The organism is Rhodoferax sp. OV413 (genome assembly GCF_900104385.1).
GTDB lineage: Bacteria > Pseudomonadota > Gammaproteobacteria > Burkholderiales > Burkholderiaceae_C > Rhodoferax_B.
In genome coordinates this window covers 93,662-108,045 of sequence record NZ_FNJA01000010.1, presented here as the reverse complement: position 1 = coordinate 108,045, position 14,384 = coordinate 93,662, and the positions used below count along the sequence as shown (strand labels likewise).

Genomic DNA, 14,384 nt, shown 5'->3' with positions numbered 1-14,384 from the left:
CAACGATCGCGAGCGATATCTCTTCCCTTTCGAACAAAGTCAAGGCTGTCGCGGACCGGCACCGTTCCGGCGGCCGAATGCCACCCGTTTTCACCAAAATGTTTTGGATCGAAGTGTGCGGCCGGTCAAACAGTTGGCCAATCTGGTGAAGCGTCCAACCTTCCTTCCATCGCTCCCACATCAGCGCCTTCTGGCTGTCGGTATAGTAGTTTCGTGTCCGGTACTTCATCTGCAACACTCCGTCTGCTCACGCAGTTCTCAGTGTGTTGCATCGACCGGTTGAATCCGCCGCCGAATGCTGAAGTTTTCATCACCGTCTACATCGCTAGGGAGCCTGGTTCGCGATGATTTTGATTACGCGGGTATCCAGTACATCGGTTCTCTCTGCACCCCCAATGTACATCGGTGTGAACAATCGAATTGAGGCTGCTTTCGGAATCACCGCGGTCACTGTCAGTGTGATGTCTCGCCCATTTTCGACAGGCACCGGCGGCGCATAGGCAACCATTTCCGCGTCTGACTGGACCACCAATCCAACAGATGCATTTTTTCCCAAAACACCTTGCACTCTGGCTTTGACTGTAAACGTGATGTGTTCACCACTGACCAGTCCAGCACCTGAAGCAGGCTCAACCTGCTGAATTGTTACTACGGGCCGTTCATTGGACTGGCCACAGCCGCCAATGAGCAGTGCTACGGCAACAACTCCCACCAGGACATTCCTATTCACCGACTTCATAAATAGTGATTGACTGGCGAAGAGGTCATGTGAAGCCTAAACATTGAGTCCGTGAGCGATTTAAGCTGGCATGCGAATGCCTGCTTCTGGCCGAGTTCTGCCTCAAACAAGTTCACGGTAAAGGGGATAAAGCACTGGCATGGCCGACACAAGCCCAAGATAGGCCGCACCGAGCCATGAGGGCGTAAACGACGGGATGCCTTGCTTGACGAACATTACGAAGACGATGAGCGGCCAACTTATGCAAATGGAGATGGCCGCACCAACCGACTTGCCAAGTGGTGGGGTAATCTCAAAAAAGCCAAAGACAAGCCCCAAGACCGCATACACGAAGGCGCAAGCTAACACCACCCAGCCTTGAGGCGTGGAACGCAAAGGGCCTCGGAACAATGCAGACACCGACTGGTTCGAATAGTCCATTGACAAGGTTTGTGGTCGCGGGAGGTAGTTAACGAATGTCCGTTGCTGGTCGTATGTTGCCGCAGCTTGGAATGCCGGTCGTCCCGGTCATCATCAAAAATATGGACAACTGGCGGGCGAGCTTGACCGTCTGGTTCTGGCCGACTGTAACCATACATCGATAGCAACATTTCACAGGGAACGACCAATGAGCGATTACTCAGACAGGCTCAACGCCACAAAAGATGGCTACCCATTTCGGCGTTGGCAGGAAAGCGGCCTTGAGCAATACACCGCTGAGGCGTGTTCAGCATTTTCTGGTGTGTTTGATCAACTGATCGCTGAACTCTTGCGAGTCGGGCCTGACGCGGCCGAGCCAGTCATGCTGGCGGCGTTTGAGAAAGCAGTCATCGCGTTGAACACGCTCAATGAGTCTGATGAGAGTCTTATAGAAACCGGCGAGCGTGAAGACTTGTGCGAACTGGTCAACACAATCACCGTTGCGGCTGGGCTTGATCCATCAAAGTACGGCGATGGTGAAGGTCCGGCAAGCGAATGGCGCGACTGGTGAGGTCATCATTCACCTCACTAAGGCTGGTGTCGTACGCATAGTCGACGACTGCTTTTGGCCGAAAGCTACTTAGGCCAAACTTGCAATGACACCAATGGTACCCAGCTTTCTAACAAGCTCTGCCGCAGCGACCGCAGAGTTAACTGAGACTTTGGGCTTTGCGCCTACCAAAATTGCATCAGTCAATTGTTTGGCATCACGTAATCCTATTCCCAAGCTTTCCCGTAGCAATTCGGTGCAACTTACCTTCTGCATGCCAACCGTCCAACCCGCAATTTCAACAGTTTGAGTCATGTTCTATATGTCCGCTTCTGGCAGATTTCTGTAGCTGACATCAGGGCTCGACCGCGTATAGAACGGCCTTCTCTGATATTCCGGATGCGAGCGCCAGTAGTTCCGCATGAAATCTATCGATAGCAGCCGCCTCAATGCGAAGGGCAACTGTCGCGTGCTGATACTTTTTCTCGGGAAAGGGAGTGCGACGGGATTCACCTGTAACCCACAGCCCCATGTGCCCCAAGGCATCGACGCATATGAATTTCAACATGCATGTACCTATGCCCGTAGCCCCGACAGTGAACTCGACTACGCTTTTGGATTCGCTCGGAAAGCCCCTTATGCAAGAAGCCAGCTCGCCGAACTGTCCCGCGTATCCATAAAACTCAACAGAAAAGCCAAATGAACCATTCTGAGCCTCTGCCTTGAAGAGCGCCACTCCGTCATCGTCACCCGGCACCAGCAATAAAAAAGTCAGGCAAGGCAAATCTTTCCGGGAGTCTTGGTCAATGTACATAGTGGGGTGCGCTGTTTTGTAGCGTCCAGCAGCATCTTGCCGCAGCTTGGAGTCTCAGACCCTCAAGCCATACTCAAAAATATGGACAACTGGGAGGTGGGCATGAACGACTGCTTCTGGCCGTATTCTGCCGTATCGAGTACGGCTGGCCAGGGCGCGTTGCAGCCGTTCGGCCAGTCATCTTTGCCACGTATATGGCAACATCTTAAGGCTATCGGTCCAACCCTGAAGGTCAAAACTCCTTCGCTCAAGTTCCTCTAAAAAAGTCTCGAAGTTGTCAGCAAGCCGGGCATGTTCGGGCGCGTGCCGCTCGATGAAAAAGATTGCACCATCAACGCAACTGTATGCGTAAAAGTTGCCCAGTTCGTCTTGCGCGAACATGACATGGTTTGCCAGTTCGCCGGTTTCAATGACGCTGAAAAACTCTTGTCGCAGCCCGAAGTACGAACCGTTGAGGTCTCCGTAACCCGCAATCAGTAAAAAGATACGCAGGGCGTTTGGCAACATATGGCCTAACTGCGATTCCAAGGAGTCAAGGTCTGAGGTGGTGACTTGCTTGTATTGATGGAACATTGGGGCCGAACCAAATAACCTCCTTCGCCGGGCAATCAGAATGCGCGCGGTGAGTACCTCGAAGGCTTTGTCGCTCATTGCTTCGTCCTGTATGTCCGCTTCTGGCCGAATCCTGGCATCGTATCAGGCGGCTCGGGGGCCCGAGCCGACGTCAGCTGCGATGGATTGGGTTCTCAGAGACTGACGTTGCACTACCTCTCGGCGATAAGATATGGCGCATGGAAGGTGAGAGCGACAGATTCGCCAGTGAAGAGCAAGCGATTGCTTCCAAAGTCTTGGTCGCAAGAATTTCCTTCGTCGACTTCGCGCGATTGACCAAAAAAGATACGAAGAACGCCATGTTTGACGTTCGCCTCCACCCCATCAAATCTGGTCGAGAAGGGGAAGGTAGAGGTTTCGTCAACCCACTGCTGAACGCCGATGACTTCGCCTTGGTGATTTCTCAACCAGTCGTAAAAGCCCAACCAATCTCCTGCCCCGGAATCAAGATAGTCGGCTTCACCCAGGCGAATGCTTGGTGCAACTGCCTCAGCCGCGGTCAGTTTCATCACCCTAGGCGCGTCATGCTGATAAAGGACAACGGCCAAGAATTCCGAAGAAACATCGATATTGTTCATGTGATTGGACCCGTCTCGACCGCGGAGCTAGTTCGATACCTGACCGTCGTGAACGTCCGCACTTGGCCGATAGTACCCGTCCGCGCTAGATCCGCGACGGTCCGCAAACGCTGCTTTGCAGACGCAGCTGCCGATCAATCCCGCGAACCCCGCCGCATCAAATACGTATCCATGATCCACCCATGCGCAGCGCGCGCAGCCTGGCGCTCCGCTTGAATCTTCTCGCTCACTTCCGCTAGCGGCCCGGCAATGCATAGCTGCTGCGGCATGCCCAGATAAGCACCCCACCAAATCGTGACGCCCTCTGGCGCTATGTGCTGAAACGCGCAGGCTCCGTCCAGCATCACCGCCACGGTATCCGCATTCACGGGCCAGCCGTGGTCGCGCAGCTGGCGGCCGGTGGTAATGGTGACGGGGGCGTTGATCTCGTTCAGCGCGATGGCGTGTGCGGCGGTCAGCGCCTGCAGCGCGGTGATGCCGGGCACCACGGAGACCTTGAGCGGCAGCTGCAGCGCCAGGCGCTCGGCAATGCGCAGCGTGCTGTCGTACAGCGAGGGGTCGCCCCATACCAGCAGAGCGACGCGGCCGCCATTGGGCAGATGGGTGCGGATGGTGGCCAGCCAGACCTCGGCAATCGCGTCGTGCCAGCGGTGCACGGCAGCGGGGTAGTCGGGGTCTTCGGAGTCGCGTACCGGCATGTCAAAGCCCACCACCTGTGTGGCGGGGTTGGTGACCAGCGCTGCGCACAGCTGCAGGCGCAGCTCGGCGAGATCGGCTTTGCCCGCGCCTTTGCGTGGCACGAGAATCAGGTCCGCAGCGTTCAGCGCCAGCACGCCTTGGCGGGTCACGTGGTCGGGGTTGCCGGTGCCTATGCCGACGAGGCAGAGATCGATATTCACTCGGTACCCGTCGGGAAGCGCGGCGCGGTGCCTAGTGGCCGGTAGCGGCGGTCGTAGTCGCCGGCATACAGGCGGCTGGTGGCGAAGTCTTCGGCACCCAGGGTGTGGCCGACCAGGATCAGCGCGGTGCGTTCCATGCTGTCGCCGACTGCAGCCTCTATCGTGGCTAGAGTGCCGCGCACCACGCGCTCATCCGGCCAGCTGGCGCGCCAGACCACGGCGACCGGGCAATCGGCACCGTAGTGCGGGCTCAGCTCGGCCACCACGCGTGCCAGCACATGGACAGACAGGTGGATCGCCAGCACCGCGCCGGTGGCCGCGAAATTCGCCAACGCTTCGCCCTCAGGCATGGCCGAGGCGCGGCCCGAGGTGCGTGTCAGCACCACCGATTGCGCCAGGCCGGGCAGGGTCAGTTCCGCGCCGAGCGTGGCAGCCGCCGCAGCAAACGATGGCACGCCGGGCGTGACGGTGTAGGGGATGCCGGCCGCGCGCAGTCGACGCAGCTGTTCACCCATCGCCGACCAGACCGACAGGTCGCCCGAATGCAGCCGTGCCACGTCTTGGCCTTGCGTGTGGGCGGCGCTGATTTCTTCGATGATGCTGTCCAGCGACATCGGAGCGGTGTTCACCAGCCGCACGCCGGGGGGGCAGTGGGCCAGCACGCCTTCGGGTACCAGGGAGCCTGCGTACAGGCAGACGGGGCAGGCGGCGATCAGGTCGCGGCCGCGCAGGGTCAAGAGGTCGGGGGCGCCGGGGCCGGCGCCAATGAAGTGGACAGTCATAGCGCTGTATTTTCCGCGATCGCAGCGGTGGCCAAGCTGTCGGCGGACACGGCTCGGGCCGCGAGCAGCCGTGCGTCGGGACCAGCCGCCGCCAGCGCCGCCGCTTCGGCCAGGCTGTGGCCGCCGTAGCGTGCGGGAACATGGGGGCTGGACGTAGCGGCTTGCGCTTGCAGCGCGGCCAGCGGAACGGCGATCACCTGCAGCCCAAGCTCCGCGGCCAGCTGCAGCAGCGCGGGTGTGCCGGCCTTGTCTTCGGCCGTTGCCAGTGCACTGAGGCCGGTGCTGTTGCCCGCAGCCTGCAAGGCGCTGCGCAGCGATGCCACACTGGCCTGGGCCCGAAAGCCCAGACCGGCCACCTTCACAGCGTGGTGCTCCACTGCACCACCGGACGTACCGGCGACCAGCCGCGCATCGTGCCCAACGGGGCCGCATGGGCCAGATCGATGCGTAGCAAACTGCCGCCATGTTGCGGGTGTAACTGGGCCAGCGCGGATTCGGTTTCCAGCGTGACCGCATTCACCACCAGGCGGCAGCCCGCAGGCGCCAGCGATTGCAGCGCGGCGAACAGCGCCAAGTTAAAACCACCGCCAACAAAAATCGCCTGCGGTGCGGCCAGGCCGGCCAGCGCCTGTGGTGCCTGGCCTTCGATTACCCGTATCGCGTTGCCCAGGCCAAAGCTGTGGATGTTGGTGCGGATGTTGGCGACGCGCGCAGCGTGCTGCTCGACGGCTGTGGCATGGCCGCCGGCCAGACACCATTCCACCGAGACCGAGCCGGAGCCAGCGCCGATGTCCCATAGATGTTCGCCCGACCGCGGCGCCAGCGCCGCCAAAGTCAGTGCGCGCACGGGGGCTTTGGTGATCTGGCCGTCATGGGCAAAGTGGCTCTCGGCCAAGCCGGGGCTGCGCGGCAGACCCAGTGCGCCGGCTACCTCCACCGCGACAGCAACCGGTGCTACCACATCACCTAGATCGAAACCGGCTGCGGTGCTGTTTCGGATGCGCTCGCGCGGTCCTCCTAGCGCTTCCAGCACCCACAGCGCAGATGCACCCCAGCCTTGCCTGTCCAGCCAGCGCGCGAAATCGTTCACCGCCGCGCCATCGCGCAGCAGGCATAGCAGCCGCGCGCCGCGTTGCAAAGACGGGCGGGCGCTTTCAAACGGTGTCGCATGCAGGCCGTGGCAAGCCACGTCTTCGAGACGCCAGCCCAGCCGCGCAGCGGCCAGGGCGAAAGTGGAGGGCGCCGGATAGGCCATCCACTCGCCAGCAGCCAGATGCGCCGCCAGGCTGCCGCCGGCACCAAACCAGAACGGATCACCCGAGGCCAGCACCGCCACCGCCTGGCCACGCAAGGCCAGCACCGGCGCCACGTCGAAGGGTACAGGCCAGGCTCGGCCGCGTGCGCCCACCTGGGCCAAGGCCAGGTGGCGCGGACCGCCGAATACGATGCTGGCGGCATCCAGCGCGGCGCGGCTGGTAGCCGACAATCCTGCCAACCCGTCCTCGCCTAAACCAATGATAGAAAGCCAGCGCTCAGCCATGTCCCGCATCCTTGTTCTGGGTGGAACCACCGAAGCCAGCCAGCTGGCGCGAGCGCTGGCCGAGGCAGGTGTGGATGCCATATTTTCGTACGCCGGCCGTACCGAGGCGCCTATCGCTCAGCCGCTGCCAACGCGCGTCGGCGGCTTTGGCGGGTGTGCGGGCCTGCTGGCCTGGCTGCGCGAGCAGCGCATCACCCAGGTGGTCGATGCCACGCACCCGTTCGCCGCGCAGATGAGCTGCCATGCCATCGTCGCCTGCGGCGAGGCACGCATTCCGCTGCTGGCCCTGGAGCGCCCGGCCTGGGTGGCGCAGGCCGGCGATGCATGGCTGCACGTGCCAGACGTCGATGCCGCCGTGGCCGCCTTGCCCGCTGCGCCAGCCCACGTTTTCCTGGCCATCGGCCGCCAACAGCTGGCGCCGTTTGCGCGTCTGCCGCAGCACCGTTATCTGCTGCGCCTGGTCGATGCCGTACCCGAGCTGCCTTTGGCAAACGCGGAGATTGTGCTGGCCCGTGGCCCGTTCACCGAGGCGGGCGACCGCGCGCTGATGCTGGCCCATGGCATCACCCATGTGGTGGCCAAGAACGCCGGTGGCAGTGGCGCCGAGGCTAAGCTGCTGGCGGCGCGGGCGGTGGGCCTGCCGGTCATCTTGATTGACCGGCCCGTTATTCCAAAACGCGCCACGGTTGCCAGCGTGGCCGAGGTGATGGACTGGATCGCCGCTCATACCGCTGACCGCGGGGTGTAGACAAAGCGCCCGACGCGGCGGGTGGCGGCGTTGCCGACCAGCACCACGGTGCGCATATCGGCCATCTCGGGCGTGGCCTCCGCCAGAGTCACGGTGCGGATCTGTTCGTCGGGCGTAGACACCGCGCGGGCAAAGGTGATCAGCCTGTCCGGGCCGCAGATGCCACGTAGCAATGCCAGGATGCGGCCAAAGGTATCGGGACGGCTGGCCGAGCGCGGGTTGTAGAAGGCCATTGCAAAGTCGGCTTCGGCCGCGGCGCGCACGCGCGCTTCGATCAGGCTGGCGGGCTTCAGGTTGTCGCTGAGGTTGATGGTGCAAAAGTCGTGGCCCAGCGGCGCGCCGGCGCGGGCTGCGGCGGCCAGCATCGCAGTAATGCCGGGCAGCACGCGGATGTCCAGCTGCTGCCATTCGGGCCGGTTTTCTAGGGCTTCAAATACTGCCGAGGCCATCGCAAACACACCCGGATCGCCGGAAGAAACCACGACCACCTGGCGCCCTTCGGCGGCCATGGCCAATGCGGCAGCGGCCCGGTCCAGTTCCACCCGGTTGTCGGAAGGATGCAGCGTGAGTCCGGCGCGGGGCGTGATACGGGCGACGTAGGGGATATAGCCGACGACGTCGGTGGCAGCATCAATCGCGGCGGTGACTTCGGGCGTGACCAGCGCGGCGTCGCCCGGCCCCAGGCCGGCAATGCACAACCAGCCGTTCATTCCAGCACCTCGGGCCGTCGACCGTGGCCGTGTACCAGCACGATGGCGAAGTACGGGCAGTCGGTGCCATCCACGTCAGCCAGCGGCACGACGCGCTCGCCCGGCATGGTGCCGCGTTCGACCAGCCACGCCTGGTCCAGCCGGCCGGCTGCGGCCAGCGCGCTGCGCACGCGGGGCAGGTTGCGGCCGGTTTTCATGATCACCAGCGCATCGGCGGATTGCATGTGGCGCAGCAGCTCGGCCTCGGGCAGCGTACCCATCAGCACCACCAGCACATCGTCACCCCAGGTGATGGGCGTGCCGGTGGCCGACCAGCAGCCGACCATGCCGGGAATGCCCGGAATCACCTGCACGGCAGCACGGCCCTGCAGCCGCGTGTAGAGGTGCATGAACGAGCCGTAGAAGAAAGGGTCGCCTTCGCACAGCACTAGCACGTCTTCGGTCTGCGCCAGTGTGGCCAAGCGGGCAGCCCAATCGTCGTAGAACTCGGCCAGGCAGGCGATGTATTCGGGGCTGTCGAACGGCAGCTCGGTGGTCACTGGATACTCCATCGCGTACTCAACCGCGTCGGGCGCGAGCATGCCGTCGACGATGCGCCGGGCCTGGCCCGGGCGGCCTTTTTTGCGGAAGTAGGCTACATGGCCGGCAGCGCGGATGGCGCGGTCGGCACGCACGCTCATCAGGTCAGGGTCACCCGGCCCCAAGCCGGCGCAGAGGATGGTGCCCATCAGATTTCGCTCCGGCTGGCCAGAGCGTTGACCGCAGCGACGGTGATGGCCGAGCCACCGAGCCGGCCTTGTACCACCAGCGACGGCACCGGTGGCGCAGCCATCAACGCGGCTTTGGATTCGGCCGCACCGACAAAACCTACCGGGCAGCCAATGATGGCGGCGGGGCGCGGGCAGGCAGGGTCTTGCAGCATATTCAGCAGGTGGAATAGCGCGGTTGGCGCATTGCCGATGGCCACTACGGCGCCGGCCAGGTGTGGCCGCCACAGCTCCAGCGCGGCGGCGCTGCGGGTGGTGGCCATGGCCTTTGCCAGGTCGCGCACGCTGGGGTCGTTGAGCGTGCAGATGACGGCGTTGTCGGCCGGCAGGCGGCTGCGAGTAATGCCTTCGCTGACCATGCGCACGTCGCACAAGATCGGCGCGCCGGCCTCCAGCGCCGTGCGCGCGGTGTCGGCCATGCCCTCGGAGAAGCGCACATGGGCTTCTAGCCCGACCATGCCGGTGGCGTGGATCATGCGGACGACGGCCAGCTCTTCGATGGGGTTGAAGCGGGCCAGATCAGCCTCGGCCCGGATGATGGCAAAGGACTGGCGGTAAATCGTTATTCCATCAGTTTCAAATTCGTGGCGCATGGAATATCGGGGGCAAATAGGAAGCAATCGTTTCAGGGGCCAAGGCCAGCAGATCGGGCGTTGAGGCTGCTGTGCCGTGGCGTATCAGGTTGAAGCCCACGGGCGTGGCTACCAGTGTCAGCGCGGCACGCGGATGGGCGCAGCCTTTGCTGCAGCCGGAGACATGCAGCAGCTGGCCGGCGGCCACGTGCGGCGCGAGTGCGCGGGCCAGGGGACGGGTGGCAGCGGCGGCCTGCAGGCACCCCGGGGCGCCGGTGCAGGCGACGACGCGCAGGCGCGCATCGTGGGCCTGGGTGACCAGTTCGGGTGGCGCAGGTGCGTGCTGCAGGCCCTCGACCAGCAGCATCTGCCAGGGCGTCATGCGCAGGGGGCCCAGCCTGGACAGGGCGGCCAGAGTGTCGGCCTGCAGTTGGCCAAATTCGGCACCCACCAACCAACCGGCCGCGACCGGGCCTGGCTGGGGTTTGGGGGCTGACGGCACAAAGTCGGTGCTGGTTTGGAATCGCTCGGGTAGCGCGAGCTGTGGGGCCAGCGCGGCCATGCGGGTTAGGCCACCGCCTTGCGCCAGAAACCAGTGTGCGAGCACCATGGCGGCCGGCACGGCTTCGTCAGCGCTGACAACCGCGCCGGTGGCATAGCCGTTGGCACGCACGATGTAGTCGTTGGAGTCGCCGGGGCTGCGTTCGATGCGGATGTCGGCGGGGCTGCCACGCAGCACCGCCTGCGGACCGCAGTCCACCGCAAAACCGAACTTGCCGGGCAGGGCGGGGGCGTCGGGCGCGGACAGGGACTCGGCCAGCGCGGCGGCAATGTGCTGCGTGCCGTCATCTGGTTGCCAGAATGGGGTGACCAGGATGTTGCGTCGAGCCTCAAAGTCGGCACTGCCGTCCACCAGGCCCAGGGCCTGTAGGCCTTGGAGCACGGCGGCATGGGCCTCGGGATGGAGGCCGCGCAGCTGCAGGTTGGCGCGGCCGGTCAGGTCCAGCATGCCGTTGCCGTACTCGCTAGCCAGCGCGGCGATGCCGGCCGCCTGGGCCGACGTGAGCCGGCCCGCATGCGGGCGCACCCGCACCACCAGGCCGTCGCCTGACAGCATCGGGCGCAGCGCACCCGGGCACCAGCCTTTGATCTGCGGCGTGGCGGCGGGTTGGGGAGATGGGGCTACGGCGGTTCGCATCCGGGGCTGCTGGTTTCGTGGTGGCGTGTGGTGCGAATTCTGGGGGTGGCAGTGGCCGATGGCTGCATCCAAAAAGCCCCACTGCGTACCCCCCAAGTATCGCACCTGTGCCCGTGGCCGGCCCTGGGTGCTGTGCCGCGGCGGGCGCTGGCAACCTGTTATTCGGGCGCATCGCGGATCGGTAGTGAAAATTTATGAGAAAAATGGCCGTGGCGCAGGTGTTGTCTGCGCGGGAAGCTATTAAAAGAGTAGCAACTGTGAAGATGGCCGCCATGATCTTTACCGCCACTTCACCACGCAGGGCCGGCGGGGCGTTGAATTTTTGCGGAGCGGCCAACATCTGATGCCTATCGACTACTACCGTTGAGGTTTCCATGAACACCCAAGAGCGTGATCAACTGACGACTTTTTTGCAGCAACTCGGCCAGGCGCGGGCCGGCGTGAAGGACAGCGAAGCGCAGACCTTGATCGACAACGCGTTGGCGCGGCAGCCGGACGCGGCCTACCTGCTGGTGCAGCGCTGTTTGCTGCAAGACGGCGCGCTGCAAGCTGCGCAGGCCCAAATCAGCAACCTGCAGGCCGAACTGCAGCAGGCCCGCCAAGGCAGTGCTGCGGGCGGACCAGGCTTTCTGGACAGCAATGCTTGGGGCTGGGCACCCGCGGTGCCCAGCTATGTTGCGCCGTCGCCGGCCACAGCGCCTGCGCCTGGCTACTACCAGGGCTCACCCGCACCACTGGCCGCTGCGCCATCGCGCTTCCAGGCGCCCAGCTTCTTGACCAGCATGGCGACGACCGCAGCCGGCGTGGCGGCGGGGGCATTTTTGTTCCAGGGTATTGAGAGTCTGATGGGCCACCACGGTAGCAACGACAGCAGTGCCAGCCATGCATTGGGCGGCGGCAGTTCTGCGTCGGCCTTCGGTCTGAGCGACCCCGCGCTTCCGGCACTCGACAGCGTCGACAAAAACAGCTTGGTCAGCAGCGATGCCAGCACCGATACAGACAGCTTCAGCGGCGATGACGGAATGGACTTTGGCGTCGGCGATTCCAGCGACTGGGCTTGACCCAGGCTGCGCGCTTACTTGACCGGGATCGCCGTCGCCCGGTCTACCGCCACGGCGGTCACGGCGTTTTGCGGTGACCCATCGATCAGCTTGTCGGAGTAGGTCAGGTAGACCAGGGCATTGCGCTTCTTGTCCACCATGCGCACGATGCGCAGTTTCTTGAACAGGATGGACAGGCGCTCGTTGAACACCTCGTCGTTCAAGGGTAGCGGCTTGGTGAAGCTGATCGGGCCTACCTGGCGGCAGGCGATGGAGGCCTCGGCTTTGTCTTCGGCCAGGCCGAAGGCGCCTTTGAGGCCGCCGGTCTTGGCCCGCGAGACAAAGCAGGTGACGCCCTGGACTTCCGGGTCGTCATAGGCTTCGACCACGATCTTGTGGTCCGGGCCTATCCATTGGAAGGCGGTGTCGACCGCGCCGATTTGCTCGGCCTGGGCGACGAGACAGGCTGCGCCGAGCGCCAAACCAATAGTCCATAGCTTCATGTGCGTGGCTTTCGGGTTAGCGCAGGGCTTCGGGGAGTTCGATTTTGACTTCCAGCACTTCCAAGTTGTCCTGGCGCTCCAGGTGCACCTTGATGTCGTCGGGGTTGATCGACACGTACTTGGAAATCACCGCCACCAGCTCGCGCTGGAGCGCCGGCAGGTAGTCGGGACGGCTGTTGCCCCGGCCGCTGCGTTCGTGCGCCAGAATGATCTGCAGCCGCTCCTTGGCCACGGTGGCGGTTTTTTTCTTTTCCCCGAGCAGGAAAGACAGGAAAGACATGGCTTATTTCCCTCCGAACAAGCGCTTGAAAAAGCCCGGCTTCACGGCATCGACAAAACGCATGGGCTTTTCTTCGCCCAGGAAGCGGGCGACCACGTCCTTGTAGGCTTCGGACACGTCGGTTTCATTCAGGTGGATCGCGGGCAGGCCCTGGTTCGAGGCCTGCAGTACCGTTTCCGACTCGGGGATCACGCCCATCAGCGGAATGCGCAGGATGTCTTGGATGTCTTCCAGTGACAGCATATGGCCGTCTTCCACGCGGGTGGGGTTGTAGCGGGTGATGACCAGGTGTTCCTTGACCGGTGCCAGGCCTTCAATCGCGCGCTTGGTCTTGGAGCCCAGCATGCCGAGGATGCGGTCCGAGTCGCGTACCGAAGAGACTTCGGGGTTGGTGACCACCAGCGCGTCGTCGGCGAAGTGCATGGCCATCAGCGCGCCGGTTTCGATACCCGCCGGCGAATCGCAGACGATGTATTCGAAGCCCATCTCGCCCAGGTCTTTCAGCACGCGTTCCACGCCGTCCTGCGTCAGCGCATCCTTGTCGCGGGTCTGCGAGGCAGCCAGCACGAACAGGTTGTCGCACTGCTTGTCCTTGATCAGCGCCTGGTTCAGATTCGCTTCGTTGTGGATCACGTTGATCAGGTCGTACACCACGCGGCGTTCGCAGCCCATGATCAGGTCGAGGTTGCGCAGGCCGACGTCAAAGTCGATAACCGCGGTTTTATGGCCGCGCAGTGCGAGGCCGGATGCAAAACTGGCGCTGGTGGTGGTCTTGCCAACGCCACCTTTGCCGGATGTCACCACAATGATCTTGCTCATGGGTTGCGGGTCTTTCAAGTTCAGAGTTAAAGAGGTTCCATCACCAGCTTTTCGCTGATGAGCCGTACCTGGGCCGGTTTGCCCAGCACATCGGCGGGCAGGGGGATTTCAGAGGTGCGGTAGGTGCCGGCAATCGACACCAGCTGGGCTTCCAGGCAGGTGCTGAAGATGCGCGCATCGGTATTGCCCTTGGCGCCGGCAATCGCCCGGCCGCGCAAGGGCGCGTACACATGGATGTTGCCATCGGCCAGCACTTCGGCGCCAAAGCTGACCACCGCCAGCACTACCAGATCGCCACCGCGCGCATACACCTGCTGGCCGGAGCGCAAGGGCTTGTCGATCACCACCGTGCCCTGCGTCACTACGGGCGCAGGCACTTCGGGGGCGGCCGGTGCGGCTGCGGGTGCCGGCGCCAGGGGCTGGGCATGGCTGATGTCCGGCGTTTCCACCAGACCCACGGCTCTGGCCGCAGCGCGTTGGGCGGTGCTGCCGCCGTGCACCGCAATCGCCCGCATGCGGTAGCTGTGCAACAGCATGCACAGCTGTTTGAAGTCGATAGGCAGGGCCTCTTCTTCCACCGCGACCAGGTTGATGACCACTGGGTCGTAGTCGAAGAAGTCGGGTGTCTCGCCATAGCGCGCTTCCAGCTCTTGGCCCAGAACCGCCAGATTGGCGGTTTTGAGCACCAGGGCTATCAATGGCAGGGTTGCGCTTTTCAGGTCAAAGCAAGCACGGGCGTGCCCAGCGGGGACAGACGACATGGGTGGAGCAGGGGGCGGAAAAGGCGCGATTTTACCGTGCGCCCCAGAGGGTCCGGTCCATCTGCGCCCGCTG

At 63.3% G+C, this 14,384-nt stretch carries 21 protein-coding genes and 1 pseudogene; 3 read left to right on the top strand and 19 right to left on the bottom strand.

What is annotated here, in order from left to right; all coding sequences use genetic code 11:
* The 3 genes and pseudogenes from BLT66_RS24925 to BLT66_RS24915 form a co-directional block, all read right to left on the bottom strand.
* Nucleotides 1-229 (bottom strand): annotated as a pseudogene (locus BLT66_RS24925) (IS30 family transposase); the annotation flags it as partial.
* 96 nt (nt 230-325) lie between these two features.
* Nucleotides 326-712, bottom strand: coding sequence for a hypothetical protein (locus BLT66_RS26605; RefSeq protein WP_143029289.1), 387 nt, complete (start codon nt 710-712; stop codon nt 326-328).
* A 129-nt stretch (nt 713-841) separates the two neighbouring features.
* On the bottom strand, nt 842-1,159 hold the full coding sequence (locus tag BLT66_RS24915; RefSeq protein WP_143029288.1) for a hypothetical protein: 318 nt from the start codon (nt 1,157-1,159) through the stop codon (nt 842-844).
* A 187-nt stretch (nt 1,160-1,346) separates the two neighbouring features.
* Between BLT66_RS24915 and BLT66_RS24910 the strand changes: the two genes are divergently transcribed.
* Entirely contained in the window at nt 1,347-1,709 is a 363-nt protein-coding gene (locus tag BLT66_RS24910; protein WP_092762391.1) for a hypothetical protein, read from the top strand.
* Nucleotides 1,710-1,778: 69 nt separating this feature from the next.
* Here BLT66_RS24910 and BLT66_RS26600 read toward each other — a convergent pair whose 3' ends face one another.
* The 8 genes from BLT66_RS26600 to cbiE all read right to left on the bottom strand — a co-directional run bounded on the left by BLT66_RS26600 (nt 1,779) and on the right by cbiE (nt 6,913).
* Nucleotides 1,779-2,003, bottom strand: coding sequence for a hypothetical protein (locus BLT66_RS26600; RefSeq protein ID WP_143029287.1), 225 nt, complete (start codon nt 2,001-2,003; stop codon nt 1,779-1,781).
* Nucleotides 2,004-2,043: 40 nt separating this feature from the next.
* Complete coding sequence (locus BLT66_RS24905) at nt 2,044-2,502, bottom strand: hypothetical protein (RefSeq protein WP_092762389.1); 459 nt, start codon at nt 2,500-2,502, stop codon at nt 2,044-2,046.
* Nucleotides 2,503-2,679: 177 nt separating this feature from the next.
* Nucleotides 2,680-3,153: an SMI1/KNR4 family protein gene (locus tag BLT66_RS24900; protein WP_092762387.1), complete on the bottom strand. Its 474-nt coding sequence runs from the start codon at nt 3,151-3,153 to the stop codon at nt 2,680-2,682.
* 113 nt (nt 3,154-3,266) lie between these two features.
* On the bottom strand, nt 3,267-3,692 hold the full coding sequence (locus BLT66_RS24895; RefSeq protein WP_143029286.1) for a hypothetical protein: 426 nt from the start codon (nt 3,690-3,692) through the stop codon (nt 3,267-3,269).
* A gap of 134 nt (nt 3,693-3,826) precedes the next feature.
* Nucleotides 3,827-4,591 (bottom strand): precorrin-6A synthase (deacetylating), encoded by a 765-nt coding sequence (gene cobF, locus BLT66_RS24890; RefSeq protein WP_092762383.1) that lies wholly within the window; start codon nt 4,589-4,591, stop codon nt 3,827-3,829.
* A complete protein-coding gene (gene cobM / locus BLT66_RS24885; RefSeq protein WP_092762381.1) occupies nt 4,588-5,373 on the bottom strand; it encodes a precorrin-4 C(11)-methyltransferase in 786 nt (261 codons plus the stop codon). Before cobM ends, cobF begins: the two co-directional genes overlap by 4 nt.
* Nucleotides 5,370-5,750 carry a cobalamin biosynthesis protein gene (locus BLT66_RS24880; RefSeq protein WP_255407076.1) on the bottom strand — a complete coding sequence of 127 codons (381 nt, stop codon included), beginning with the start codon at nt 5,748-5,750 and terminating at the stop codon, nt 5,370-5,372. The genes cobM and BLT66_RS24880 overlap by 4 nt, the downstream gene beginning before the upstream one ends.
* Entirely contained in the window at nt 5,732-6,913 is a 1,182-nt protein-coding gene (cbiE, locus tag BLT66_RS24875; RefSeq protein WP_092762377.1) for a precorrin-6y C5,15-methyltransferase (decarboxylating) subunit CbiE, read from the bottom strand. Before cbiE ends, BLT66_RS24880 begins: the two co-directional genes overlap by 19 nt.
* On the opposite strand from cbiE, the gene BLT66_RS24870 reads away from it, so the two are divergent.
* On the top strand, nt 6,912-7,661 hold the full coding sequence (locus tag BLT66_RS24870; RefSeq protein ID WP_092762375.1) for a cobalt-precorrin-6A reductase: 750 nt from the start codon (nt 6,912-6,914) through the stop codon (nt 7,659-7,661). The genes cbiE and BLT66_RS24870 overlap by 2 nt on opposite strands.
* On the opposite strand, the gene cobJ is transcribed toward BLT66_RS24870, so the two are convergent.
* From cobJ to cobG, 4 genes are read right to left on the bottom strand one after another with little or no spacing between them, the layout of a single operon-like run.
* Nucleotides 7,637-8,371, bottom strand: a complete 735-nt coding sequence (cobJ, locus tag BLT66_RS24865; RefSeq protein ID WP_092762373.1) for a precorrin-3B C(17)-methyltransferase — start codon at nt 8,369-8,371, stop codon at nt 7,637-7,639. The two genes, BLT66_RS24870 and cobJ, sit on opposite strands and share 25 nt — an antisense overlap.
* Nucleotides 8,368-9,099, bottom strand: coding sequence for a precorrin-2 C(20)-methyltransferase (locus tag BLT66_RS24860; RefSeq protein ID WP_092762371.1), 732 nt, complete (start codon nt 9,097-9,099; stop codon nt 8,368-8,370). Before BLT66_RS24860 ends, cobJ begins: the two co-directional genes overlap by 4 nt.
* Nucleotides 9,099-9,731, bottom strand: coding sequence for a precorrin-8X methylmutase (locus tag BLT66_RS24855; protein ID WP_092762369.1), 633 nt, complete (start codon nt 9,729-9,731; stop codon nt 9,099-9,101). Before BLT66_RS24855 ends, BLT66_RS24860 begins: the two co-directional genes overlap by 1 nt.
* Entirely contained in the window at nt 9,715-10,908 is a 1,194-nt protein-coding gene (gene cobG / locus BLT66_RS24850) for a precorrin-3B synthase (protein ID WP_092762367.1), read from the bottom strand. The genes BLT66_RS24855 and cobG overlap by 17 nt, the downstream gene beginning before the upstream one ends.
* Before the next feature lie 374 nt (nt 10,909-11,282).
* On the opposite strand from cobG, the gene BLT66_RS24845 reads away from it, so the two are divergent.
* A complete protein-coding gene (locus tag BLT66_RS24845) occupies nt 11,283-11,969 on the top strand; it encodes a DUF2076 domain-containing protein (protein ID WP_092762365.1) in 687 nt (228 codons plus the stop codon).
* Nucleotides 11,970-11,983: 14 nt separating this feature from the next.
* On the opposite strand, the gene BLT66_RS24840 is transcribed toward BLT66_RS24845, so the two are convergent.
* The 4 genes from BLT66_RS24840 to minC are packed head-to-tail and all read right to left on the bottom strand — an operon-like array spanning nt 11,984 to nt 14,311.
* The gene (locus BLT66_RS24840) at nt 11,984-12,451 is read right to left on the bottom strand and encodes a CreA family protein (protein ID WP_092762363.1); all 468 of its coding nucleotides are present in this window, start codon (nt 12,449-12,451) and stop codon (nt 11,984-11,986) included.
* Between the two features lie 16 nt (nt 12,452-12,467).
* Nucleotides 12,468-12,731: a cell division topological specificity factor MinE gene (gene minE, locus BLT66_RS24835; RefSeq protein ID WP_092762361.1), complete on the bottom strand. Its 264-nt coding sequence runs from the start codon at nt 12,729-12,731 to the stop codon at nt 12,468-12,470.
* Between the two features lie 3 nt (nt 12,732-12,734).
* Nucleotides 12,735-13,550, bottom strand: a complete 816-nt coding sequence (gene minD / locus BLT66_RS24830) for a septum site-determining protein MinD (RefSeq protein WP_092762359.1) — start codon at nt 13,548-13,550, stop codon at nt 12,735-12,737.
* 26 nt (nt 13,551-13,576) lie between these two features.
* The gene (minC, locus tag BLT66_RS24825; protein ID WP_092762357.1) at nt 13,577-14,311 is read right to left on the bottom strand and encodes a septum site-determining protein MinC; all 735 of its coding nucleotides are present in this window, start codon (nt 14,309-14,311) and stop codon (nt 13,577-13,579) included.
* Nucleotides 14,312-14,384 lie beyond the last annotated feature (73 nt).